Here is a 16,222-nt window from a genome sequence, read left to right as displayed (position 1 = left end):
CCAGGGCTATCCTACGCTGCCATCATGACAGAAAGCCGTCGCTGACCTCTCCGTAAAACTACGGAAATAACCGCTTGGAACTGGTGGTACGGCCCAAGCCGGTCCGCTGCTGGGGTCGGTTTTTTGCTTGAATAGATACCGTTGTAAGTTGGGTGAAACCCTAATGACCCCTATCCTGCGGGTGATCGGTCGGGCAATTCCCCTGGTGGGCAACGACATTGACACCGACCGGATAATTCCGGCCCGGTTCTTGCGATGTGTGACCTTTGACGGTTTAGGTGCCCATGTGTTTGCCGATGACCGGGCGCCGGGCAACCACCCCTTCGACCAACCCCAATATCAGGGCGCCGTCATTTTGGTGGTCAATGCCAACTTCGGCTGTGGGTCCAGTCGGGAACATGCACCGCAAGCCCTTCGCCGCTGGGGGATTCGGGCTATAGTGGGGGAAAGTTTCGCCGAGATTTTCGCCGGGAATTGCCTGGCCTTGGGGATGCCCATTGTCACCGCCAGCGCCGCAGTGATTCGCACCCTGCAGCGGCAAATTCAGGAGCGGCCCGACCAACAGTGGACCTTAGATGTACAGGCCCTCACTTTGACCAATGGCCCCCAAACCTGGTCCGTCCACATGGAGGCCGGGGCGCAACGGGCGCTGGTGCAGGGAACTTGGGACGCCTGTGGGCAACTGCTGGCTCATCGAGAAGCAATCCTGGCGACGGCCGCCCGGCTGGACAAGTGCGCTAAAATCGCCTAGATTCAGAGGGGAAATCCACGAGGCAGTGCCATGGACAAGCAGGAACTCCAGCAGCGCATTCGGGCTATCCAGAGCAAACGGGACATCCTGCTGCAACTGTTGGCCCAACCGGAGCTGGGCACCCTACGGATTGATGTGACCCAGGCGCTGGAGGAGATGGACGACCTCCTGGCGGAATTTGCCCAAACCTTTCCCGACGCGGTGACCTAGATGACCGACATACCATCCCAGGAGGAGGGGAGCTGACCTTCGGCGGCGCGGGCCAACTGCCGGGCAACCTGGGCAGCTCGGGGGCGGATCACCGACCAGACCAGGGGTGAGAGCCATCCCTGTAGGGTGATGGAATAGGAAATTTGGGTGCCGCAAACTGTAGATTGCACTTGATAGGTCACCCGCTCTTCTACCCCCGGCAAGGCAAACACCCGCACGCTCAGGAGTTGCTGCTGCTGAACTCGCTCGACAAAAATCCGCACCCGCACCGGGAACAGCCGGGACATGGCTTCGTAGAGTAAACCCGGTTTGGGCAGCAGCCCCCAGGGCACATGGGGACGGGTTACCAGGGGATGCCAGGACAAATCCGCTAGGTTCGCCAGTTTTTGCCAGATTTGCTCCACCGGGGCACTGCTCAGGGCATAGTAGGTCATGGCAATTTTGCGTGCCTGTGGTTTGGGCCAGCGTATGACCATTCCTGTGCCTCCCAGGGTTCATCTTTCCCATTCTAGGACGGGCTTTGGCCTTTGACTGCTGCCGGTGGACGATTTGCAACAGATGTATATGAATGCCCGGCCAGGCCCTTGGCTAGACTGGAACAAGGGATATGTTTCTAGGAGCAGCAGCGATGAATACGGCGGCGCCACCGGCCACGCAAAACCTAGTGTTGGACATCGAAGGCCTCAAATGCGCCAGTTGCGTGCGTGCCGTCGAACAACATTTGCGCAGCTATCCCGGTGTTTTGGCGGTGACGGTGAATCTGGCAACTCGGCAGGCCCAGGTGGTGGCGGATGTGACTCAAGTCATGCCGGAAAAATTGGCCCAGTTTTTGACCCAGAAGGGATACCCCAGTCGTCCCCACAGCCTGTGGAGCCGATCAACAGGGGCACCGAGTGGGTCCACCGGACATCTGCTGATCTCCCTAGGCTTGCTGGCACTGGCGGCCTTGGGGCACTCGCCCTGGGGGCATCACCACTGGCCCTGGCTGCACGAACCCCTGGCGGAATGGTTGCTGGCGACGGCGGCGCTGCTGTTGCCGGGGCGAGACATGCTGGTTTCCGGCTGGCAAAGCTGGCGGGCAGGCACACCAACCATGTACAGTCTGGTGGGGCTGGGGGTAAGTGTGGCCTACCTGGGGGGGATTGCCGCCTGGCTCCGGCCTGATTGGGGATGGGACCGGTTTTTCTACGAAGTGGTGATGGTGATTACGCTGATGGCCCTAGGGCAAGTCCTGGAGGGACGGGCGCGACAACGGGCCGGCCAAGCCCTGGCGGCGTTGGTGGCTCTGCAACCGCCGGTGGCCCGCCTGCTCACGGCCCAGGGGGTATGGGAACCGGTGCCCTTGGTGCAGGTGCAAAAGGGTCAGAAAGTGCAGGTGCTACCCGGTGAGACCTTTCCGGTGGATGGAGTGATTTGCGAAGGAATCACCCTGGTGGACCAGGCCACCTTGACGGGGGAATCCCTGCCGGTGTTGCACCAACCCGGTGATCCGGTTTATAGCGGCACCGTCAATGTCACGGATACGGTGGTGGTGGAGGTTACGGCCACGGGAGCAGAAACGCGCCTGGGGCAAATCATTAACCTGGTCCTGACGGCTCAAGCCCGCAAGGCGCCGGTGCAGGGCATTGCCGACCGGATTGCCGGTTGGTTTACCTACCTGGTGCTGGCCATAGCCGGTATGACGTTGCTGTTTTGGGGGATGGTGGCACCGGCGTGGTGGCCCGATATGTACCATCCCTGGCTAGTGGCCATTCACCGGGTAGTGGCGGTGCTGGTGGTGGCTTGTCCCTGCGCCTTGGGATTAGCCACACCGATGGCCATCCTGGTGGGCCTCACGCGGGGGGCGCAGCGGGGCCTACTCATTCGCGGGGGCGACATCCTAGAGCAGGTGGTGGCCGTGGACTTGGTGGTGTTTGACAAAACAGGCACCCTCACCCAGGGCCAACCCCAGGTGGAGCAGGTGTATCTGCTACAACCCCATCCCCTGGTGGCCAATAGGGACGAACTCTGGCAATTGGCCGCCCAGTTGGAATGGGGCAGTACCCATCCCTTGGCGGTGGGAATTCGCCAGGGAGCGCCGGCAGTCACCCGCCAGTGGACAATCGAGGAAGTCCGTCCGCAGCCGGGGATAGGGGTAACGGCTCAGGTGGAGGGTTACCCGGTGCAGTTGGGCCGGTGGCCGGATGGAATGCCTTTGCCTGTAACCCTGGCGCCAGGGCAGACGGTGGTGGCCTTGCAAATTGCCGGGCAGCCGGTGGGCATTTGGTTGCTGCGGGACCAGGTGCGTCCGGAGGCCCAGGCGGTGGTGCGGTGGCTTCAGGACCAGGGACTACAGGTGCGCGTCCTCAGCGGTGACCGTCCCGAGGTGGTGGCGCATTTGGCGCAGGTACTGGGTTTAACATCAGAACAGGTCCAGGGGGGCCTTTTGCCGGCGGACAAGGTCGCTTGGGTCCGTCGTTGGCAACAGCAGGGTCACCGGGTGGCGGTGGTGGGGGATGGCAGTAATGATGCCCCGGCCCTGGTAGCCGCACAGGTGGGGATAGCTCTGGCGCGGGGTACGCAGGTGGCCCTAGAAAGCGCCGCTATTGTCCTGATCCACAATGACCTAGGGGATGTGGTGGCCGCCCTGGAACTCAGCCGACGAACCCTGACCACCATTTACCAAAACTTGGCGTGGGCCTTTCTCTACAACTTGATTGCCATTCCCTGGGCGGCGGGGGTGTTTCTGCCCTGGGGCTGGGTGCTGGAACCCACATCGGCGGCGGGATTGATGGCCTTGAGTTCCCTGGCAGTGGTGCTGAACTCCCTGACCCTGCGCCCGCCGGCGCCCGCTCCCCAGTTACTTCCAGACAGGGGGACATCCCCACCCCTACCTTCCGGGCGTCCTAGCTCCACAGCCCCGGGGTAGGGTTCAACCCCGGCTGGGTTGATTGGCTGGGGAGCGTGCAGGTCGGTGACGCCAGCGAAACTGATGGGTTGGACGGGGTACGGGTAACCCCTGACTGTGGTGAAAATCCTCCTGGACGCGACGGGTCAGCCGGCGCGAAATCTGACGCACCACCTGCCAGAGCAACAGGTCGCCGGTGCGCTGTACCAGGGATTCGGGCAGCGCTCGGATAAAAGCCGGAAAGCGCACCTCGACCCCCAAATCCAGCACCCATTCCACCCGGGTCATGACCGGCAAATCTGGCAATTCGGCTTGCACCTCGGCCGGTACCGGCGTTTCCACCAGGGTCAAACTGGCCTGGAAGTCCACCCGGTAGTCCTGGGGAGTCACCCCCGGTACAGGGATCGTGCGAATCCGGTAGGTCTGCTGCTCGGCCGGCAGTAAATCTAACCCGATGCAGGGTTCCAGTTCGTAGCCCAGCGCCCCATAGCGCCCCAGTTTCAGGGCATAACCCGTTGCCCCTATCGGCTCAGCTTCAATGGGATGGGCGCAGCGCCGGAACCACTCGTGATGGGCGTCCAAATACCGACCCACCACCGCCACCGGCGCATACATAGGCATATAGTCGCTAAAGGTGCTGTAGAAGGCGGTAAACTCATCCATACGTTCGGCCGGTCGTTGTGCCCATGCTAACCCACCTGCGCCTGGGGGTTGACGAAGTAGGACGGGGTGCCCTGTGCGGTCCGGTGGTCTGCGCCGCCGTCGTCCTGGATCAGGCGGGGGAAGCCTACTTGCGGCGTTTGGGACTGCGGGAGAGCAAACAACTGTCGTCCCAGCAACGGCAGCGTTGGGCGCCCCAGATTCAGGATATGGCCCTTGCGTGGCACATTGCCTGGGCCGAACCCTGGGAAATCGACGCCCTGAACATTCTCCAGGCCACCCTGCTGGCCATGCGCCGGGCTATTGCCGCCATCCCGGTCACCCCCGACCTCTGTTTGGTGGATGGCAACCACCCCATTCCCGACCTACCCCATCCCCAACGGACGGTAATCGAGGGCGACCGGCGGGAAATCCCCATTGCCGCCGCCAGTGTTTTGGCCAAGGTCTGGCGAGACGAATACCTATGCCGACTCAGCCGCGAATATCCCGTTTATGACCTGGCCCGTAACAAAGGCTACGCCAGCCCCACGCATCGCCAGGCCCTGCAACGCTACGGTCCCAGCAGCATCCACCGGCTCTCGTTTCTCCCCTGTCAGGTCTCCCAGGCCAAGTTGCTAGGGGTTTCCGTTTCCGCCTGAGTGACACTGGCAACCCACTGCTGATAATCGGCCATCAACTGGCGGGTAAGCTGCTGTTTAATCAGCCCCAGCACGCTGGCCAGCAGACTATCCCCCGCCGCCTCCACCACCGGCTTAGGCATCAAGTTCAAAGGAGGTGGCACATCCACTTCCACTTGCAAATGGGCATGGCCCACCAAAGATGAGCAGCGGGCCGACCGCACCGCCTGCAACGTTCCGGTTAGGTGCAAACGAAACCGTCGGTTAATGTAGGGCACCCCCCGAATTTCGCACCCCACCGACTGCAACCGCAGGATATGGGACGGCTCGGTCCAAACCCGTACATCCACCACCGGCTGAATGGTAAAAGAAAAAAACGTGCGGGGCCGCATCTTCAGGCGATACACTTGGTCCCCCAACTCCTCCACCTGACGGGGGTCGGCAATGGCATAGACCAGGCGCCGGGGCTGTCGCAAGTAATGTTCAATGGGAATAGGCTGGCGGGGAACCGGTATGGTTACCGACTCCTGGGCCTGAAAATGCACCAACATACGTTATCCTACCGGTTGTCTTGTAACTTATCTTAACACTGATGGACCCCTCCCCCTGCATTGCCTATCTCGGTCCGGCGGGCACCTACAGTGAAATGGCGGCCCAGGCCTTTGGTCAGCAGTGGTCCCAGCCCCGTTGGTTAGCTACCAGCACCATTGCCCAGGTGTTACACAGCGTGGCGCGGGGGGAAGCGGATTACGGCGTGGTGCCGGTGGAAAATTCCTTGGAAGGCAGCGTCAGCATCACCCTGGACATGCTCTGGCAGTTGCCCCATCTGTATATCCAGCAGGGGTTGATTTTGCCCGTCTATCACGTGCTGGTCAGCCGGTGTACCGATCTGGCCCAGGTGCAGCGGGTCTATTCCCATCCCCAAGCCCTCGGGCAATGCCAGTACTGGCTGGAGGACCATTTGCCCCACGTGCCCTGGTTACCCACTCGTTCGACGGCGGAAGCCCTACAGTATGTGCAAAACGAACCCCAAGCAGCGGCGATTGTGTCCCCCCGAGCGGCCCAATCCCTGGATTTACAGGTGCTGGCGACGGATCTGGCTGCTGATAACCTCACCCGGTTTTGGGTGGTGGGTTCCCGGTTCCAGACGGTGGGCAGTCATACGACCCTGGCATTTAGCGTGCCGGAGAATCGGCCGGGGGCATTGGTGCAAGCTCTGGCCCACTTTGCCCGGCGGGGGATCAATCTCAGTCGCATCGAATCTCGGCCCACGCGCCGGGGGTTGGGGGAGTATTTTTTTTCGGTGGATTTAGAGGGGGCGCAAACGGAACCGGCCATTCAGGAAGCCATCCAGGCCCTGGCAGCCGAAACCAGCCGCTTGTGCAATTACGGCAGCTACGGTATTCAGCGGGTAATTACCGGCAGGGACAAGGACCTAGGCTAGACTGGGAATAACGTTGACTGATAACTGCTGGTCATGCTAGGCCCTGGGCGTCGCTGGTTGGCTGTGGTGCTGGTGCTAACAGGGGTATGGTGGCTTCTGGCCGTAACGTCGGTCAGTGCCCAACTTCGGCCTGTGCCCCAATGGCTTTCCCGGCGGGTGGCGGCGGTGGTGGTGGACGGTCGGCCCCTATTTGACCTGCGGGATTCCGGGAACGTACCGGGCGTTGAGCGGGCGGAATGGGCCAATCACCAACTGGCGCGGGCCATTGAACAGTGGCAGGCCAATCCCGATCAACCGCCGGTGGTGGACATTGTGGTTGACCCCAGCACCAACCAGTGGACATTGCGCTTAAACGGCCAGCATTTACTCACCGTGACCCAGGCAGACATTGGCCAAGGGGGCCGTTCGGCGCGGGTGCAGGCGGAAATCTGGCAACAGGAGATTCAAAATGCCCTGCAACAGGCCCAGTACGAGCGCACAGCCGCCTACCGGTCGAAAGCCCTGGCCTTTGTCCTGGTGACCTTAACCCTGGCCGGGTTGGGGCACATGGCCTTGAATGCCCTGCGGCGTTGGTTTGTCCGCTATCTCACCCGCTTTCTCCACACCCGGGCGCCCCATTTGGAAGGCACCTTGCGCTTAATTAGCCAGATGGGGTTCATCGGCGTCCAAAGCGGCATCTGGCTGGCAGTTTTGCTGTACATCACCGATTTGTTTCCCGTGATTCGCATTGCCCGCTACCACGTGGTGCGTTCCCTGGTGGTGGGTTTAACGACACCGATGGTCACCTTGGGCAACCGGGGGTATTCCCTCCTGGATTTGCTCATCTTTTTGGTGCTGTTTGTGCTGTTGTGGACCCTGTCGGGCACCCTGGCGGGTCTGCTCAAATCCCGGGTGTTGCAAATGGCGGGAGCGGACCAGCGGGTACGGGAAGTGGTGGCGGTTTTGACGCGCTATACGCTGGTGCTGCTGGGGTCCATCATCCTATTGCAAATTTGGGGCTTAGATGTCACGTCCTTAACCCTACTGGCTAGTGTCCTGGGGGTGGGGATCGGTTTCGGGTTGCAAAACACGGCCAATAACTTCATTAGCGGTTTGATCATTACCCTAGAGCGGCCGATTCAGGTGGGGGATTTTATCAATGTGGGGGATTTGCAGGGGACAGTGGAACGCATCGGCACCCGCACCACGGAAATTCGCACCCTAGACCGCGTGTCTATCATTGTGCCCAACTCCCGCTTTGTGGATAACCAGGTGATCAACTGGAGTTTGGGGAGTCCGGTGTCGCGTCTGCACGTGCCGGTGGGGGTGGCCTATGGCTCGCCGGTGGAAACGGTGCGCACAGCCCTATTGGAAGCGGCGCGGCGTCATCCCGATGTGCTGGCCAATCCGGCGCCCCAGGTCTGGTTGGTCAACTTCGGCGAAAACGCTATGATGTTTGATCTGCTGGTGTGGATTTGCGAACCCCGGGAGCAATATCGCATCAAAAGTGACCTGTACTACCGCATTGTTGAAAGCCTGGAGAAATACAATATTTCCATTCCTTTTCCCCAGCGGGATGTGCATATTCGCGGAATAGAGAAGCTATTGCCCCAATTGCTGGACAATTCGGGTTCGGCGGATATGAACAACGTCGCCTAGGTGGGGGAGTGAGATGGCCGGCGAGCAAATGGATTTATTTCAATTGGCGTCGGAAACGGTGACCCCACCGCCGGTGGACTACGCCGACTTGGAGGTCCTCAACCGAGCCTGTCAAAGCTGTCACAAATGCAAGTTGGCGGCTACCCGCACCCATGTGGTGGTCAGCCGGGGCAATCCTCGGGCGCCGTTGATGGTAATCGGGGAAGCGCCGGGGCAACAGGAAGACGAAACGGGTTTGCCGTTTGTGGGGAAAGCAGGGCAACTGCTGGACAAAATCCTGGCCTCGGTGCGTCTCGATAGCGAGCGGGATGTGTATATCTGCAATGTGATCAAATGTCGTCCCCCCGGCAATCGCAATCCGGAACCCGATGAGGTGGCCGCCTGCAAACCCTACTTACTGGCGCAAATTCGCTTGGTGAATCCCAAAATCATCCTGCTGGCAGGGGCGGTGGCGGTCCAGGCGGTGTTGGGGGACAAGCGGGGGATTACCAAAATTCGAGGCCAGTGGTTTCAGTGGCAGGGGTACGAGTGTATGCCCGTTTTTCACCCGGCCTTTTTACTGCGCAACCCGTCCCGGGAAGTCGGCAGTCCCAAATGGCTCATGTGGCAGGACATCCAAGCTGTGCGGGCGCGATTAGACGAGTTAACCCGGGCATGAGTGGGATATATCCCTGGCAGGATCCAGCTGTGCAATGGCATAGTCACTTGCTGGCCTATAGTTTTCATCACTGGATGGGGCAAAAATTGCTGGACACCGATAGTCATCTTGTTGAGTTGGCTCAGTGTTTGTTTGAGGCGCCCTTTGTGCTGGTTTCCCACGATGCTCAACCGGACCCCTGCTTCAACTACGGCAACCGGCGGGCCTTAGATTTGTGGGAGACCACTTGGGAGCAATGGATTGGCCTACCGTCGCGACTCTCGGCTGCCCCTGAATTGCAACCAGAGCGGGCACAATTGCTCTACCAGGTCAAAACCCAAGGTTGGGCGCAGGGGTATGGGGGCATTCGGATCACCCGCCGGGGACGACGCTTCCAATTCCGCAACGCTGTCCTATGGAATGTGATGGATGATCAGGGTCGGTTTTACGGACAAGCGGCCCTGTTTCGGGAGTGGACCTGGTGCGATTGAGTATAGGATAAATACTGGTGCTCGCTCTGGAGATGCCCTTTGTTACCGGGGATCATTCCAACCTTGAAATTGCTGCGGCGGGTGTACGGCAGGGTTCGACCGGTGGTTGCGCCCCCAATAGAGGTGGACTATGCGGGTCAAGCGGCCAGCGATTACATTCAACAGGTCATTGAAGCCCCCAACCCCTGTCTGATTTGTCGTTTTGGCAATGTGGAGTTGAATGCAACGTTGCGGGCCTATCACATCCGCCGTCCTGCCCTGTACTGGGGAGAAAAATCCTGGAATTATATCCGTGGTCGTATCCATCATTTCTGGTGGGACGCCAGCGCTCTGGAATCCATCGGCATGGATGCGGGTTTTTTTCCGGCTAAACCTGAATATGTGGAGCGCTTTGGTGAACGGCTGCTGGCGGATATGCCCCTCATTGATGTTTTGGCGCTTTGGCAAGGGAAGCAGGACTACATGGTGCGCCAAATCTGCCATTTGTTAACCCAGGCGCGCTTGGTACGTTTTCCTGATTTGGAGCCTTACTACCATGAGCATCCCTGGTCCTGTGCTTTGCGTGGCAAAAGGGTCCTGGTGGTTCACCCCTTTGTGGATACTATTCGCCAGCAGTATCAGAAACGGGAGAAACTGTTTGCCAATCCCGATGTACTCCCGGAGTTTGAGTTAAAGACCTTGCGAGCAGTGCAATCGATCGCGGGGAATGAATGTGGTTTTCCCGATTGGTTTGCAGCTTTCGAGTGGATGTGTGAAGAAATAGGGAAAATTGAATTCGACATTGCAATCATTGGGGCGGGGGCCTATGGGTTACCCTTGGCGGCCCATGTCAAACGCCTGGGGAAAAAAGGCATCCATTTGGGGGGTCCGACGCAGATTCTTTTGGGCATCAAGGGGGGACGCTGGGACGAAATCCCCTTCTTTCAACAGTTATATAATGAGCACTGGGTGCGTCCGTTTCCCCACGAAATTCCCCCCAAAATCGGTCGCGTCAAAGCCTATTGGTGACGGCAATGACGGTGAAGGGCTTGACAATTCGTTTGCTCAATACGGGTCGCCGTCTCTACGGTTGGGGCAGGAAATTGACGGGAGTCCAGCCAACGCTATCGTTACCGGTCGTGGACTACACGGGGCAGGCCGCCAGTGACGTCATCCAGGACCAAATAGCCGCGCTTGAACCCTGTATGATCGCCCGTTTTGGGGGTGTGGAACTCGGAGCGCTGGCCCATTACTACTGGATTCATAAAAAAACGACATTTCCCGGGCAAAAAAGCTGGGGCTATATCACTGGTCGAGGGGGGCCATTTTGGTGGGATGACAATATCAAAAAAAAGATGCGCTACAATGCGGGATTCTTCCCAGCAGAACCGGCCTACCTGGAGCGCTTTTGCGAACGGATGCTTCAGGATATGCCCTTGATCGATGTGCTGGGTTCCTGGCTACCTGATGAGCGTCTCTTCAGCCCACTGATTCGCCAGGCAGTTAAGGTCAAACTGGAAGACTTAGAACCCTATTACCATGAACGGCCTTGGTCGAAGGCGCTCCGGGGAAAGACGGTTTTGGTCGTCCATCCGTTCGCCGATACAATTTGGCAGCAGTATCGCAAACGAGAACTTCTGTTTCAGAATCCCGATGTGTTGCCGGAATTTGAGCTGAAAACGTTTAAGGCGGTACAATCCATTGCCGGAAATGACTGTGGTTTTCCCGATTGGTTTGCAGCTCTCGATTGGATGGCTGAGCAAATTGCCCAAATGGACTTCGATATTGCCCTGATTGGAGCGGGGGCCTATGGGTTACCCTTGGCGGCCCATGTCAAACGTCTGGGGAAAAAAGCAGTGCACTTGGGGGGCGCGACCCAGATTCTTTTTGGCATCAAGGGCAAACGGTGGGATGAACGCCCGTTTTTTCAACGGCTCTACAATGAATATTGGGTGCGGCCAGCGCCCCACGAAGTGCCACCCAAGGCTGACATCGTCGAGTCCGGCTGCTACTGGTAGCTCAACATGGGACAATAACCTCAGGTGTGACGATGGGGCACTGGATGCTGGAGACGGTTTGGCTATGCCCGATTTATGGGCTACTGGGGGCTATCATCACCCTGCCCTGGTCCCTGGGCCTGATTCGGCGCACGGGGCAACGACCGGCAGCTTATCTCAATATGCTGGCTTCACTGCTGGCGTTCCTTCACAGCGGCTTGGCCCTTGTTGTCGGCGGTGATTTTCCCCCCCGGGAGTTGACGTGGCCCTGGTTTCAGGTGGCGAATTTGGACCTGACTCTGGCGATAACGGTTTCACCGGCTACGCTTCTGGCTTTAACAACGGTCAATGCCTTTACCTTGCTGGCCCAATTGTTCGCCCTGGGCTATATGGAAAAGGATTGGTCCCTGGCGCGGTTTTACAGTTTGCTGGGCTTTTTTGAATCGGCTTTGGGGGGGATTGCCCTGAGTGATTCCCTGTTTTTGAGTTATGCTCTGCTGGAGATGCTCACCCTATCTACCTATTTGCTGGTGGGCTTTTGGTACGCCCAACCCCTGGTGGTGAAGGCGGCCCGAGATGCGTTTTTGACCAAACGGGTGGGGGATGTGATCTTCCTAATGGGGGTAGTAGCTCTATCGGGGTTGGGGGCGGGGTTGACGTTTCCCGAAATCACTGCCTGGGCCAAAACGGCGGATTTGTCTCCTCTGGGGTGGACTTGGCTGGGGTTGGCCTTGATTGCCGGGCCGACGGGTAAGTGCGCCCAGTTTCCTTTGCACCTGTGGCTGGATGAAGCCATGGAAGGTCCCCATCCGGCTTCGGCTTTGCGCAATTCGGTGGTGGTGATGGCTGGGGCTTATGTGTTGATTCAGTTGGAGCCGGTGGTATCCCGTTCGCCAGTTGCCTTGGCCGCTTTGATCTTTTTGGGGGCAGTGACGGCTCTCGGTACGATGTTGATGGCCTTGGCGCAGATTGACATCAAGCGGACGCTGTCCCACTCCACCAGTGCCTACTTGGGGTTGGTGTTTATTGCCGTGGGTCTGCAACAGCCGGATATTGCTTTTTTGTTGTTGCTGGCCCATGCAGTGGCTAAGGTGTCGTTGTTTATGAGCGCGGGGGCGGTTACCATCACCACCTCTAGCCAAAACATGACGGAAATGGGAGGGATTGGGCGGCGGATGCCGGCGACGCTGCTGAGTTTTGTGGTGGGGGCGGCGGGGTTGGTGGCCCTGTTTCCCTTGGGTATGTTTTGGGTGCTGAGCCGCTGGTCGGTCACCCTGCCCAATGGATTGTTGGGCCTGGTGTTGACGGTGAATTTCCTGTGTGCCCTCAATCTCACGCGGGTGTTTCGTTTGGTGTTTCTGGGGCCGGTGCAGCCCAAAACCCGCCGGACGCCGGAAGTGGCCTGGCCGATGGCCGTACCGATGGTGGCGATGATGGTGATAACGGTGTTGGCGCCGGTGTTCCTGAATCGGTGGCTGCCGCTGGGGACCTGGGGACCCTGGCCGCGGGGGGAAGTCCTGTTGCTGGTGGCCTCGGGGGCGCTGGGGGTAGGAGCCGGAGCGCTGCTCAAACTGGAACGACGGGGTCTGCGCTCAACCCAGCGGTGGTGGCGTTTGGGGCAGGATTTGCTGGCCTACGACTTCTACATTGAACCGGTGTACCAGGCAACGGTGGTGCAGTTGGTGCGGGTTGGCTCCCGGCTGACGGCTTGGTTGGACCGCTACGTGGTGGACGGGCTGGTGCATTTCCTGGGGGTCTCGACGATCTTCAGCGGCCAACTGCTCAAATACAGCGTCAGCGGTAAATCCCAGCTCTATGTGCTCACCATCCTGGCGGGGGTGGTGCTGGTGGGCTGGTGGCTCTGGCAGCTCGGGCGCTAGGGCCATGAAACGCTGGCGGTTTAGGGATTTCTGGGGAGAAACCGGGTTCCTGGGGTTTATCGCGTCGGTCGAAGGGGGGGTGGCCCGCTTGCTCTCCTTGGCCATGGTGGGGGTGATTGTCATCGCGTTGATCGATTTATTGCGCCTATTAGTTGTGGAACTCGCCAGCAAACCCAAGGGATTTTTTGGCGAGAATTTGTTTACGATTTTCGGGGCGTTTTTGAATGTATTGATTGCCCTGGAGATTCTGGAAAATATTACGGCTTACCTGCGCAGGCATGTGTTTCAGGTGGAGTTAGTCATTGTCACCTCCCTCATTGCCGTAGCCCGGAAAATCATTATTTTGGATTTGGAGAAAACCACGGGTTTGGGGCTGGTGGGTTTGGCGGCGGCAGTCCTGGCCCTGTCCGTCAGTTACTGGATTATCCGCCGTTCACAGGCACCGCACGAGCGCTAATTGCTGGCCTTGCATATCCACGCGAATTTTTAGGGGGCCACTGGGGGGTTGACTGAGTAGGAAGTCAGCCAAGGGATTTTCCAATTCCCGTTGGATTGCCCGTCGCAGGGGTCGCGCGCCGTAGGCCGGGTCATAGCCCGCCGTCACCAAATAGTCCACTGCCGCCGGCGTCACCTCCAACGTCACCTGCTGCTCGGCCAGCAATTGCTGGAGCTGTTGGATTTGTAATTGCACAATCGCCCGCAGTTGCTCCCGGTTCAAACAGTGGAAAATGATGATTTCGTCAATGCGGTTGAGAAATTCCGGGCGAAAATGGGCCGATAACAACTGGCGAATTTTCGGCTCCAGATAGGCGGGAGTTTCGCTGCCTTCTAGGATCAGTTCACTGCCGATATTGCTGGTCATGACAATGATGGTGTTGCGAAAGTCCACTAGCCGCCCCTGGGAATCCGTTACCCGCCCGTCGTCCAGAATTTGCAACAGTACGTTGAAAATGTCGGGGTGGGCCTTTTCAATCTCATCCAACAACACCACCGCATAGGGACGCCGGCGAATAGCCGTGGACAACTGCCCCCCTTCTTCATAGCCCACGTACCCCGGCGGCGCCCCCAACAGACGGGAAATGCTGTGTTTTTCCATATACTCCGACATATCCAGGCGCACTAGGGCCTGCTCGCTGTCAAACAGGGCTTCGGCTAAAGTGCGGGCCAGTTCCGTTTTCCCAACACCTGTGGGGCCTAAAAACAGAAACGAACCGATGGGACGCCGGGGCGACTTCAAACCCGCGCGGGTCCGCCGAATGGCAGCCGCAACCGCCTTCACCGCCTGGTCCTGGCCGATCACCTTCTGGTGCAGGTATTGCTCCAGATGCAACAGTTTTTGTCGCTCCGATTCCAGCAGCCGTCGCACCGGAATCCCCGTCCACTTGGCGACGATTTCCGCCACATCTGCTTCCGTGACCTGCTCCCGCAACAGGGTGGAACTGCGCGACTGGATTTCTGCCAGGGCCGCTTCTTTAGCCTCCAATTCCTGATGCAGGGCCTCCAGACGACCGTACTTCAACTGCGCCGCCCGGTTCAGGTCATAGTTGCGCTCCGCCTGCTCAATTTGCACCCGGATGTGCTCCTCCTCCTGTTTTAGGGCTTTGATGGCCTCCAGGAGTTGTTTTTCGCTTTGCCACTGCCGGTTCAGGGACTGTTGCTGGGCACTCAAGACCGCAATGTCCTGCTCGATTTTCCGCAGACGGGTTTGGCTGACGGCATCCCGGTCATCCACCAGGGACAGGCGCTCCATTTCCAGTTGCATTAGCCGCCGTTCAATGACCTCTAATTCCTCCGGTTTGGACGTAATTTCCATCTTCAATTTGGCGGCGGCCTCGTCAATGAGATCGATGGCCTTGTCGGGTAAGAAACGGTCGGGGATATAGCGCACCGACAAGGTGACGGCTGCCACCAGGGCCGCGTCGGCAATTTTCACCCCGTGGTGCACCTCATAGCGCTCTTTCAGACCCCGCAGGATGGCAATGGCGTTGTCCAGGCTGGGTTCTTCGACGCGAATGGGCTGGAAACGCCGCTCTAGGGCCGCGTCTTTCTCAATGTGCTTGCGGTATTCGTCCAGGGTGGTGGCCCCAATACAGCGTAGCTCGCCCCGGGCCAGCATGGGTTTGAGCAGATTGCCCGCGTCCATGGTGCCCTGGGTCGCTCCCGCCCCCACCACCGTATGCAGCTCGTCAATAAACAAAATCACCTGCCCGGCGGCTTCCGTGACCTCCCGCAGCACCGCCTGCAAACGCTTTTCAAAATCCCCCCGGTAGCGCGCCCCCGCCACCAAACTCCCCACATCCAGGGAAATCAAACGGCGGTTTTTCAGGGATTCCGGCACGTCCCCATTGACAATTCGTTGCGCCAGACCCTCGGCAATGGCCGTTTTCCCCACCCCCGGTTCACCAATGAGCACCGGGTTATTTTTCGTGCGCCGTGACAGGACCTGGATGACCCGCCGGATTTCCTCATCTCGCCCGATCACTGGGTCCAGCTTCCCCGCACGCGCCTGCTCGGTCAAATCCCGGCCATAGCGCTCCAGGGCCTGATAGTGGGCCTCCGGGTTGGCGTCCTGCACCCGCTGGTTACCCCGGATGGCTTTGATAGCAGTGATCAGTTGCTCAGTAGTCACCCCCAGACTTTGCAGCAACCGCCGGCCCAGGCGTTCGTCCTCGCTAAACCCCAGCAGCAGGTGCTCGACGGAAATCAGGGCATCGTTCCAGGTCAGGCGCTGGGCTTCCGCCCGGTCCAGCAAGATGTCTAAAAACCGCCCCAGATACAGTTGCCCATTGGCCGCGCTGACTTGGGGTTGCCGCCGGGCAAACAGGTCCAACTGCTGGGTGCACTGCGCCAGGTCACACCCACTTTGCACCAGCATTTTGGCGGCATAATCGTTCTGCTCCAGCAGCGCCAACATGAGATGTTCCACTTCCAATTGCTGCTGGCGATAGCGGCGGGCAATGTCTTGGGACTTGACAATCGCTTCCCAGGCCTTTTCAGTGAATTTATTGGGGTCGGTCGGCTGCACAGCCTG

General features: G+C 59.1%; 16 protein-coding genes. 12 read left to right on the top strand and 4 right to left on the bottom strand.

The window, feature by feature from the left end; translation table 11 throughout:
- The first annotated feature begins 163 nt into the window (after positions 1-163).
- Entirely contained in the window at positions 164-751 is a 588-nt protein-coding gene (leuD, locus tag Q6L55_10360) for a 3-isopropylmalate dehydratase small subunit (GenBank protein ID MEN9259110.1), read from the top strand.
- A gap of 30 nt (positions 752-781) precedes the next feature.
- Positions 782-961: a hypothetical protein gene (locus Q6L55_10355; GenBank protein ID MEN9259109.1), complete on the top strand. Its 180-nt coding sequence runs from the start codon at positions 782-784 to the stop codon at positions 959-961.
- On the opposite strand, the gene Q6L55_10350 is transcribed toward Q6L55_10355, so the two are convergent.
- Positions 958-1,437: an SRPBCC family protein gene (locus tag Q6L55_10350; protein MEN9259108.1), complete on the bottom strand. Its 480-nt coding sequence runs from the start codon at positions 1,435-1,437 to the stop codon at positions 958-960. The two genes, Q6L55_10355 and Q6L55_10350, sit on opposite strands and share 4 nt — an antisense overlap.
- Before the next feature lie 152 nt (positions 1,438-1,589).
- On the opposite strand from Q6L55_10350, the gene Q6L55_10345 reads away from it, so the two are divergent.
- The gene (locus tag Q6L55_10345; GenBank protein MEN9259107.1) at positions 1,590-3,869 is read left to right on the top strand and encodes a cation-translocating P-type ATPase; all 2,280 of its coding nucleotides are present in this window, start codon (positions 1,590-1,592) and stop codon (positions 3,867-3,869) included.
- 3 nt (positions 3,870-3,872) lie between these two features.
- Here the strand turns inward: Q6L55_10345 and Q6L55_10340 are convergent, their stop codons facing one another.
- Complete coding sequence (locus Q6L55_10340; protein ID MEN9259106.1) at positions 3,873-4,511, bottom strand: DUF1997 domain-containing protein; 639 nt, start codon at positions 4,509-4,511, stop codon at positions 3,873-3,875.
- A 23-nt stretch (positions 4,512-4,534) separates the two neighbouring features.
- On the opposite strand from Q6L55_10340, the gene Q6L55_10335 reads away from it, so the two are divergent.
- Entirely contained in the window at positions 4,535-5,146 is a 612-nt protein-coding gene (locus tag Q6L55_10335) for a ribonuclease HII (protein MEN9259105.1), read from the top strand.
- Here Q6L55_10335 and Q6L55_10330 read toward each other — a convergent pair.
- Positions 5,101-5,676, bottom strand: coding sequence for a DUF1997 domain-containing protein (locus Q6L55_10330; protein ID MEN9259104.1), 576 nt, complete (start codon positions 5,674-5,676; stop codon positions 5,101-5,103). The two genes, Q6L55_10335 and Q6L55_10330, sit on opposite strands and share 46 nt — an antisense overlap.
- 41 nt (positions 5,677-5,717) lie before the next feature.
- Between Q6L55_10330 and pheA the strand changes: the two genes are divergently transcribed.
- Genes pheA through Q6L55_10290 form a run of 8 tightly spaced genes read left to right on the top strand, consistent with a single transcriptional unit; the run spans position 5,718 to position 13,648 of the window.
- The gene (gene pheA / locus Q6L55_10325; GenBank protein ID MEN9259103.1) at positions 5,718-6,569 is read left to right on the top strand and encodes a prephenate dehydratase; all 852 of its coding nucleotides are present in this window, start codon (positions 5,718-5,720) and stop codon (positions 6,567-6,569) included.
- Between the two features lie 33 nt (positions 6,570-6,602).
- On the top strand, positions 6,603-8,207 hold the full coding sequence (locus tag Q6L55_10320; GenBank protein ID MEN9259102.1) for a mechanosensitive ion channel: 1,605 nt from the start codon (positions 6,603-6,605) through the stop codon (positions 8,205-8,207).
- A gap of 13 nt (positions 8,208-8,220) precedes the next feature.
- Positions 8,221-8,865 carry a uracil-DNA glycosylase gene (locus Q6L55_10315; protein ID MEN9259101.1) on the top strand — a complete coding sequence of 215 codons (645 nt, stop codon included), beginning with the start codon at positions 8,221-8,223 and terminating at the stop codon, positions 8,863-8,865.
- Positions 8,862-9,335: an MEKHLA domain-containing protein gene (locus tag Q6L55_10310; GenBank protein ID MEN9259100.1), complete on the top strand. Its 474-nt coding sequence runs from the start codon at positions 8,862-8,864 to the stop codon at positions 9,333-9,335. Before Q6L55_10315 ends, Q6L55_10310 begins: the two co-directional genes overlap by 4 nt.
- Before the next feature lie 39 nt (positions 9,336-9,374).
- Complete coding sequence (locus Q6L55_10305) at positions 9,375-10,343, top strand: hypothetical protein (protein MEN9259099.1); 969 nt, start codon at positions 9,375-9,377, stop codon at positions 10,341-10,343.
- On the top strand, positions 10,340-11,332 hold the full coding sequence (locus tag Q6L55_10300; protein MEN9259098.1) for a hypothetical protein: 993 nt from the start codon (positions 10,340-10,342) through the stop codon (positions 11,330-11,332). The genes Q6L55_10305 and Q6L55_10300 overlap by 4 nt, the downstream gene beginning before the upstream one ends.
- Positions 11,333-11,364: 32 nt before the next feature.
- Entirely contained in the window at positions 11,365-13,191 is a 1,827-nt protein-coding gene (locus tag Q6L55_10295) for an NAD(P)H-quinone oxidoreductase subunit F (protein ID MEN9259097.1), read from the top strand.
- Positions 13,192-13,195: 4 nt separating this feature from the next.
- The gene (locus Q6L55_10290; protein MEN9259096.1) at positions 13,196-13,648 is read left to right on the top strand and encodes a phosphate-starvation-inducible PsiE family protein; all 453 of its coding nucleotides are present in this window, start codon (positions 13,196-13,198) and stop codon (positions 13,646-13,648) included.
- Here the strand turns inward: Q6L55_10290 and clpB are convergent.
- Complete coding sequence (gene clpB, locus Q6L55_10285; protein ID MEN9259095.1) at positions 13,625-16,216, bottom strand: ATP-dependent chaperone ClpB; 2,592 nt, start codon at positions 16,214-16,216, stop codon at positions 13,625-13,627. The genes Q6L55_10290 and clpB overlap by 24 nt on opposite strands.
- Positions 16,217-16,222 lie beyond the last annotated feature (6 nt).

Origin of the sequence: Gloeomargarita sp. SRBZ-1_bins_9, from assembly GCA_039794565.1 — a bacterium.
Taxonomy (GTDB): domain Bacteria; phylum Cyanobacteriota; class Cyanobacteriia; order Gloeomargaritales; family Gloeomargaritaceae; genus Gloeomargarita.
This window is presented reverse-complemented; position numbering and strand designations above follow the sequence as displayed.

Excerpts from the sequence above, each read along its gene's own strand:
- leuD (MEN9259110.1), top strand. The coding sequence starts at position 164 with ATGACCCCTATCCTGCGGGTGATCGGTCGGGCAATTCCCCTGGTGGGC.
- Q6L55_10355 (MEN9259109.1), top strand. The coding sequence starts at position 782 with ATGGACAAGCAGGAACTCCAGCAGCGCATTCGGGCTATCCAGAGCAAA.
- Q6L55_10350 (MEN9259108.1), bottom strand. The coding sequence starts at position 1,437 with ATGGTCATACGCTGGCCCAAACCACAGGCACGCAAAATTGCCATGACC.
- Q6L55_10345 (MEN9259107.1), top strand. The coding sequence starts at position 1,590 with ATGAATACGGCGGCGCCACCGGCCACGCAAAACCTAGTGTTGGACATC.
- Q6L55_10340 (MEN9259106.1), bottom strand. The coding sequence starts at position 4,511 with ATGGATGAGTTTACCGCCTTCTACAGCACCTTTAGCGACTATATGCCT.
- Q6L55_10335 (MEN9259105.1), top strand. The coding sequence starts at position 4,535 with ATGCTAACCCACCTGCGCCTGGGGGTTGACGAAGTAGGACGGGGTGCC.
- Q6L55_10330 (MEN9259104.1), bottom strand. The coding sequence starts at position 5,676 with ATGTTGGTGCATTTTCAGGCCCAGGAGTCGGTAACCATACCGGTTCCC.
- pheA (MEN9259103.1), top strand. The coding sequence starts at position 5,718 with ATGGACCCCTCCCCCTGCATTGCCTATCTCGGTCCGGCGGGCACCTAC.
- Q6L55_10320 (MEN9259102.1), top strand. The coding sequence starts at position 6,603 with ATGCTAGGCCCTGGGCGTCGCTGGTTGGCTGTGGTGCTGGTGCTAACA.
- Q6L55_10315 (MEN9259101.1), top strand. The coding sequence starts at position 8,221 with ATGGCCGGCGAGCAAATGGATTTATTTCAATTGGCGTCGGAAACGGTG.
- Q6L55_10310 (MEN9259100.1), top strand. The coding sequence starts at position 8,862 with ATGAGTGGGATATATCCCTGGCAGGATCCAGCTGTGCAATGGCATAGT.
- Q6L55_10295 (MEN9259097.1), top strand. The coding sequence starts at position 11,365 with ATGGGGCACTGGATGCTGGAGACGGTTTGGCTATGCCCGATTTATGGG.
- Q6L55_10290 (MEN9259096.1), top strand. The coding sequence starts at position 13,196 with ATGAAACGCTGGCGGTTTAGGGATTTCTGGGGAGAAACCGGGTTCCTG.